The sequence below is a fragment of the Corallococcus sp. CA054B genome, from assembly GCF_003611625.1.
In the GTDB taxonomy this organism is placed as follows: domain Bacteria; phylum Myxococcota; class Myxococcia; order Myxococcales; family Myxococcaceae; genus Corallococcus; species Corallococcus coralloides.
The window spans coordinates 1-6869 of record NZ_RAVY01000319.1 but is presented as its reverse complement, the minus strand read 5'-3'; the positions used below and the strand labels follow the sequence as shown (position 1 = coordinate 6869).

6 protein-coding genes and 1 tRNA gene are annotated in these 6869 nt (G+C 69.3%); 6 read left to right on the top strand and 1 reads right to left on the bottom strand.

Annotated elements, in window-relative coordinates; translation table 11 throughout:
- Positions 1-3: 3 nt before the first annotated feature.
- From D7V80_RS39700 to D7V80_RS39675, 6 genes are all read left to right on the top strand, one after another.
- Positions 4-2064 carry an ATP-dependent helicase gene (locus D7V80_RS39700; protein ID WP_120592974.1) on the top strand — a complete coding sequence of 687 codons (2061 nt, stop codon included), beginning with the start codon at positions 4-6 and terminating at the stop codon, positions 2062-2064.
- 154 nt (positions 2065-2218) lie between these two features.
- Positions 2219-3841: an Hsp70 family protein gene (locus D7V80_RS39695; RefSeq protein WP_120568030.1), complete on the top strand. Its 1623-nt coding sequence runs from the start codon at positions 2219-2221 to the stop codon at positions 3839-3841.
- Positions 3842-3850: 9 nt separating this feature from the next.
- Complete coding sequence (locus D7V80_RS39690) at positions 3851-4276, top strand: hypothetical protein (protein ID WP_120592973.1); 426 nt, start codon at positions 3851-3853, stop codon at positions 4274-4276.
- Positions 4277-4295: 19 nt separating this feature from the next.
- Positions 4296-4580, top strand: a complete 285-nt coding sequence (locus D7V80_RS39685; RefSeq protein ID WP_014397452.1) for a hypothetical protein — start codon at positions 4296-4298, stop codon at positions 4578-4580.
- Positions 4581-4666: 86 nt separating this feature from the next.
- Positions 4667-4738, top strand: a tRNA-Val gene (locus D7V80_RS39680).
- Between the two features lie 237 nt (positions 4739-4975).
- Positions 4976-5266, top strand: coding sequence for a hypothetical protein (locus D7V80_RS39675; protein WP_199738981.1), 291 nt, complete (start codon positions 4976-4978; stop codon positions 5264-5266).
- Between the two features lie 122 nt (positions 5267-5388).
- Here the strand turns inward: D7V80_RS39675 and D7V80_RS39670 are convergent, their stop codons facing one another.
- The gene (locus D7V80_RS39670) at positions 5389-6387 is read right to left on the bottom strand and encodes a TerC family protein (RefSeq protein ID WP_120592975.1); all 999 of its coding nucleotides are present in this window, start codon (positions 6385-6387) and stop codon (positions 5389-5391) included.
- Positions 6388-6869 lie beyond the last annotated feature (482 nt).

The following is a 6869-nucleotide window of genomic DNA, read 5'->3' as shown; positions in this document are numbered from 1 at the left end:
CCCATGGCCGCCCCCCTGCCGCTGATCCACGCCGTCCCCGCCGGAGCGCCCTCGCGCCGTCTGGACCTGGATGGCGCGCTCAACGACGAGCAGCGCGCGGCCGTCGAAGCAGGGGAGGGGCCCGTGCTCGTGATTGCTGGGGCCGGCTCCGGCAAGACGCGCACGCTCACGTACCGCGTGGCGCGCATGCTGGAGCGGGGCGTCCCTCCATCGTCGCTGCTGCTGCTCACGTTCACCAACAAGGCCGCGCGCGAGATGATCCGCCGCGTGGAGGAGCTGGCCGGCGGCTTCGCGGACGTGGGCAGTCTGCTCGGCGGCACCTTCCACCACGCGGCGCACGTGCTCCTGCGCCAGCACGCGGGCGCGCTGGGCTTCTCCACCGGCTTCACCGTGCTGGACCGCGAGGACGCGCGCGACCTGATGGCCACGTGCCTGGCGGAGCGGAAGCTGCGCAGCGACAAGCGCTTCCCGCGCCCGGACGCGCTGCTGGACCTGGTCTCCCTGGCCACCAACCTCCAGCAGCCCGTGTCGCAGGTGCTGGTGGACCGGCGCAGGGAGATGCTGCCCGTGGCCCCGGAGGTGTTCGCCACCGCGCGCCGCTTCCAGCAGCGCAAGGCGCAGCTGCACCTGATGGACTACGACGACCTGCTGTCGCACCTGAAGCGGCTGCTGGAGGACCACCCGTCCATCCGCGCGGAGCTCACCGGGCGCTTCCAGGGCGTGCTCGTGGACGAGTACCAGGACACGAACCGCCTCCAGGGCGACCTCGTGGACCTGCTCGTGGGCGAGCGCAAGAACCTCACCGTCGTGGGCGACGACTGCCAATCCATCTACAGCTTCCGGGGCGCGGAGTTCACCAACATCATCGACTTCCCCCAGCGCTACCCCGGCTGCGGCATCTACCCGCTCACGCGCAACTACCGCTCCACGCCCCAGGTGCTGCGGCTGGCCAACGCCGTCATCGCGCGCAACACCCGGCAGTTCCCCAAGGCGCTCGTGTCCGACGGCGCCCCCGGCCCCGTGCCCCAGGTGGTGCCCACCCGCGACGTGAAGGCCCAGGCCGCCTTCGTCGCCGAGCGCGTCCTGGAGCTGCGCGCCCGGGGTGAGCGCCTGGAGTCCATGGCGGTGCTCTACCGCGCCCACCTGCACTCCCTGGAGCTCCAGCTGGAGCTGACGCGCCACGGGATTCCGTTCCGCGTGCGCTCCGGGGTGCGCTTCTTCGAGCAGGCCCACGTCAAGGACGCGCTCGCCCACCTGCGATGGGCGAACAACCGGACCGATGAGCTGGCCTTCAAGCGGCTCGCGCGGAGGCTCTCCGGTGTGGGCACCGCCAGCACGGAGCACCTGTGGGCCGCCCTGGCCGCGCTGCCCCCGGAGTTGTCCCTCCCGGACGCGCTGGCCCACCCGGACGTCCAGGCCCACGTGCCGAAAAAGGCGCAGGCCGGCTTCCAGCGCTTCCAGTCCCTGATGACCAAGCTGTCCGCCAGTGGGGCCCGGAGCCCGGGCGCGCTGCTCGCGGAGGTGCTGGCGGCTCGCGAGCCCCCGGCCACCCCGGACGGGGCGGACCCCCGCGGGGAGGACCTGCGCCAGCTCCAGGAGTTCGCCGGCCGCTTCGAGGACGTGCCCCGCTTCCTGTCCGCCATCGCCCTGGTGGCCGAGTTCTCCGCCCGGGCCGCCCTGGACGGCGATGGCGAGGCCCCGGACGACGTGCTCACCCTCACCACGGTCCACCAGGCCAAGGGCCTGGAGTGGCCGACCGTCTTCGTGCTGGGCCTCACCGACGGGCGCTTCCCCCTGTCGCTCGCCACGCGCGACCCGGAGAGCGAGGAGGAGGAGCGCCGCCTCTTCTATGTCGCCGTCACCCGGGCCCGGGAGGCGCTGTGGCTCGTGTACCCCCACACCTCGCTGCCCCGGGAGGACGGACGGCTCCTGCTCACCCCGTCCCGCTTCCTGGCCGAGCTGCCGGTGGGTCCTGACGCGGTGTGTGAGACCCTCCCGCCCCCGGAGCCCGACGGGCCGATCCGCCTGCGCGACCTGGGGCCGGATCCCGACCGGGAGCTGTAGGCCGGCCCCGGAATCAGCCCCCCTGGTGGGCAGGCTGGCCAGAACTACAGTCAGGGAGGAAGCGTCCGCCTAGAAACGCGCACGCGACGCCTCGACGTGCTAGAGAGTGAGGACGGGCGCGGCCTCTCCCCCTGAGCCGTGCACGTTGACCTTCATGGCGGACAGACCTCGCATCGTCGGGATTGACCTGGGCACCACCAACACACTGGTGGCGTCCGTGCGCAACCGCATCCCGAAGATCGTCCCCACGGACCGCGGCAACCTCATCCTGCCCTCCGTGGTCGCGCTGTCCGCCAAGAACGACCTGCTGGTCGGCGGCGTCGCCAAGGACCAGATGGTGACCAACCCCAAGAACACGCTCTGGGGCACCAAGCGTCTGATCGGCCGCAAGTACCATTCGAAGGCGGTGGAGGACCTCAAGGGGTACTTCCCCTACGACATCGTCGAGGACGCCAACGGGGACACCGCCGTCACCCTGGGCGGCAAGCTCTACACGCTGCCGCAGGTCTCCAGCTTCGTGCTGTCGCAGCTGAAGACCATCGCGGAGCAGTTCCTGGGCGGCCCCATCGACGCGGCCGTCATCTCCGTCCCCGCGTACTACAACGACAACCAGCGCAACGCGGTGAAGGAGGCCGGGCGGCTGGCCGGCTTCGACGTGAAGCGCATCGTCAACGAGCCCACCGCCGCGGCGCTGGCCTACGGCTTCAACCGGGGCCTGGACCAGAAGGTCCTCGTCTATGACCTGGGCGGCGGCACCTTCGACGTCAGCGTGCTGCACCTGGCCGGCAACGTCTTCGAGGTGCTGGCCACGGGCGGCGACTCCTTCCTGGGCGGCGCGGACTTCGACAACCGCATCATGGAGTACGTGCTGGAGCGCTTCCGCGACGAGACCAAGGTCGACCTGACCGAGAGCCCCATCGCCCTCCAGCGCATCAAGAACGCCGCCGAGGCCGCGAAGATCGACCTGACGCTCATCCCGAACGTCGTCATCGACCTGCCCTACATCGAGGAGCGCAAGGGCAAGCCGCTGGACCTGCGCATCCCGCTGACCCGCGACTACCTCAACAACCTCACTGGCGACCTGGTGGACCGCACCTTCGACATCTGCGACCGCGTGCTCGCGGAGAAGGGCATCAGCCGCTCGGAGATCGACGAGATCATCCTGGTGGGCGGCCAGAGCCGCATGCCGCTGGTGCAGCAGAAGATCCAGGCCCACTTCGGCAAGGCCCCGCGCAAGGGCGTGCACCCAGACGAGTGCGTGGCCCTGGGCGCGGCGCTGCTGGGGGATTCGCTGGGCAGCATCGACGCGGTGACGCTGCTGGACGCGCTGTCCATGCCCATTGGCTACGCGATGCCCAACGGCCGCGTGAAGCGCATCATCGAGAAGAACTCGCTGATCCCGATGGTGAAGAGCTTCCGCCTGCCGCCGCCGCAGCAGCCGGGCGCGCAGTTCATCGAGCTGGACATCTACCAGGGCGACAGCGACCTGATGGTGGACAACGAGTACCTGGGCACCGTCCGCGTGCCGGCCGCGGCAGCGGGCCGGAAGATCGACTTCCGCCTCACCGAGGAGTGTCTCCTCCAGGTGCAGGTGGAGGACGCGAGCGGGATGTCGCGCAAGGTGGATCTGGCCACCCGCGACACGCCCGAGCAGTTGAAGAAGGCCTTGCAGGAAGTCGCCTCGCGCAACACGCCGGCTGCTCCGTCGAGCAGCAGCGGGCCGAGCGACGACCGCGGCCTCTTCTCCAGCATCAAGAGCATCTTCCGTAGGGGGTAGGGAGGCGCGATGCCGAAGTTTCCGTCGAAGGAATGGCTGGACGAAGCCGTCCGGCTCACCAATGCAGATCCGGAGTGCGCCATCGCCGGCAAGGGATGGAAGGGCGACTTCGGGGCCGTCATCGAAGCGGAGCAGGGCAAGCTGGACAAGCCCTTCGTCATCCACGTGGAGCCCGGGGACTGCAACATCAAGCGGGCCCGCGTGCTGTCGGATCCGGACGACCTGGACGAACTGGAGCCGGTGTACCTGGCCCGCGCGCCGTACTCCGTCTGGAAGCAGCTGCTGTTGGGCACGCTGGACCCGGTGGAGGCGGTGCTCAAGCGCCGCATCTCCATGCGGGGGGACCTGCAGCCGCTCATCGAACGCATGCGCTACAAGGGCATCGCCGACCGCGTCTTCGCCGCGTTGAAGACCGAGTTCCCCGACGGCCCCTGAGGGGCCAGAGGACCGCGCCATGGGCATCCGGGACGACTTGAAGAAGCAGGCGCTGGGGCTTTCCAGCATGGCCATGGAGAAGCTCATGGCCGACGAGAAGCGCGCCATGGCCGTGGCCCAGGCCATTGGCCGCGTCCAGCGCGGAAAGCAGGCCCTGGACCGCGGGCAGGAAGAGGTCATGAAGGCCCTGCACTTCGCGCCGAAGGGGGACTTCAAGGCCGTGGGGAAGCAGCTCGCGGGACTCAAGCGCCGCCTGCGCGAGCTGGACGCGAAGCTGGAAGAGCTCGCGGAAGAATCCTCCTAGAAAAGGCGTTGACACCTGCGCAGGCGAATGGCACTTATCGCCGCGTTCGTTGCGCAGCGGTGGCGCGGCGGGCGGCACAGACAGCAGGGCGCGTAGCTCAGCGGTAGAGCACTGCCTTCACACGGCAGGGGTCGCAGGTTCGAAACCTGCCGCGCCCACTCCAGAAAGGCCGTGAGTCCTCAGGGGCTCACGGCCTTTCGCTTTTCCAGCTCCCAACAGGCGGTTGTTCGCGGGGCGGAGGCGCCCGTTGGCTGCCGCACGCGGCCGGGCCGCAGTGTCGGGTTCCGGCGCAATCGGCGGGGGCGGGGCGTGGCCGGCGATCCGCGGATCGTGCGACCTTCACGTCCGTGCCCAGGACATTGCGATTCACGTGGGATCAGCAGGGACGGGCGGTCGTGAGTGGCCTGCCGCCCGACGACGTGCTGGCGGACTACCTCGCCCAGGAGCTGCGGCCGGATGCGAACCGGGCGCAGGGGATGCTGAACGTGCTGGCGTCACTGCGGCAGGGACGGCGCGAGCGCTGGGACGTCACCGGGGAGACCTGGAGCCTGGAGCTCAACCGGGCCCGGGCCTCCATCCACAGCGAGGTGGCCATCCCCGGCCGCTCCCAGGACCTGCCCCTGGAGGAGTTCGAGGACGCCATCCGCTCCTGGCTGGAGTTCACGGAGCTGTCGCGGGCCCACTGAGAGCGCGCCGGCCAGGGCCGGACAAAAAAGAGGCCCGAGCCCCCATGCACTTCGAGGGCCCGGGCCCGGAGCCCCACACCCCATGGGACCCACAGCCGGAAAAGTCTTGATCCGCGGAAGCGTCAGCTCTTCGCGGGGGCCGCCGCGTCGCGGCTCACGTCCGAGGACGTCTCACCGTTGGGCGCGTGCGGCGGCGTGTTCTTGGCCTTCACCAGCGAGGCCACGATGCTGGCGCCCAGCACCAGCGCGATGACGCCCAGGGAGACGGCCGGGGACAGGTGCACCACGTCCACCAGCGCCATCTTCGCGCCCACGAAGACGAGCACGCCGGACAGGCCGACCTTCAGGTAGGTGAACTTCTCCATCGCGCCGGCCATCAGGAAGAAGAGCGAGCGCAGGCCCAGGATGGCGAAGATGTTCGACGTGAAGACGATGAACGGGTCGCGCGTCACCGCGAAGATGGCGGGGATGGAGTCCAGCGCGAAGAGCACGTCGGACGCCTCCACCAGCATCAGCGCCATGAGCAGCGGCGTCGCCAGCTTGCGGCCGTTCTCCACCGTGAGGAATTTCTGCCCGTCGAAGTGCGGCGTGGAGGGAATCACGCGGCGGGCGGTGCGCATCAGCCAGCCGTCCTCCGGGTGCTCCTCGTGGTTGCGCTGGATGAAGAGCTTCACGCCCGTGATGATGAGGAAGGCGCCGAAGACGTAGATGAGCCAGTGGAAGCGCTCCAGCATCGCCACGCCCGCGAAGATCATCGCCGCGCGCAGCACCAGCGCGCTCAGGATGCCCCAGAAGAGGACCCGGTGCTGGTAGAGCGCCGGGACCTTCATCGTGGAGAAGATGACGACGAAGACGAAGATGTTGTCGACGGAGAGCGACTTCTCGATGAGGTAGCCGGTGAGGAACTCCATGCCCGGCCCGGCGCCGTAGCGCCACCACAGGAAGCCGTTGAACACCAGCGACAGGCTCACCCACACCGCGCTCCAGGCCGCGGCCTCCTTGAAGCTCACGGAGTGCGCCTTGCGGTGGAACACACCCAGGTCCAGCGCGAGCATCGCGATGACAAATGCGATGAAGCCGCCCCACAGGATGGGGCTGCCGATGGTTTGGAATGATTCCAATGCGTTCACCTGGGTAAGGCACGGGGAGCCAACGCCTCTCAAATAGGAGCGCCGGCTATCTTCGGCAAATAGAGAATCCAGGCGCGATACTTCGGGAAAACGGAAGTATCGCCGGAGGCAGGCGTCCCACCGGGGGCTCTCGTGGCCCTTGTCGCCAGGGGAAGTGTTCACTTCCGCCGCGGTTTGCAATGACCCCGGCTGGAGAACGCTTTCACCGGGCCATTGAGACCAGCCGAGCGCCCGAACCTCCCGTGGCACGTGAGCCCGGAGGCACGGAGCGTGGGTGATGAAGCCGCAGGCGAAGGCGTCGCGGCCGCTGCCCGTCTCGAGGGCCCCCGTGCACGGAAACCCCCTGCCCGATGCGGAACCGATTTGTCTTCACGTCCAGCGCGCTGCTGCTGGCGCTCCACGCTTTTGGCTGCGGCGCGAGCCCCGAAGGCGACACGACGACCCCGACCGGCGAGGTGAGCACCCCCGCGCCC

Excerpts from the sequence above, each read along its gene's own strand:
- D7V80_RS39700 (WP_120592974.1), top strand. The coding sequence starts at position 4 with ATGGCCGCCCCCCTGCCGCTGATCCACGCCGTCCCCGCCGGAGCGCCC.
- D7V80_RS39695 (WP_120568030.1), top strand. The coding sequence starts at position 2,219 with ATGGCGGACAGACCTCGCATCGTCGGGATTGACCTGGGCACCACCAAC.
- D7V80_RS39690 (WP_120592973.1), top strand. The coding sequence starts at position 3,851 with ATGCCGAAGTTTCCGTCGAAGGAATGGCTGGACGAAGCCGTCCGGCTC.
- D7V80_RS39685 (WP_014397452.1), top strand. The coding sequence starts at position 4,296 with ATGGGCATCCGGGACGACTTGAAGAAGCAGGCGCTGGGGCTTTCCAGC.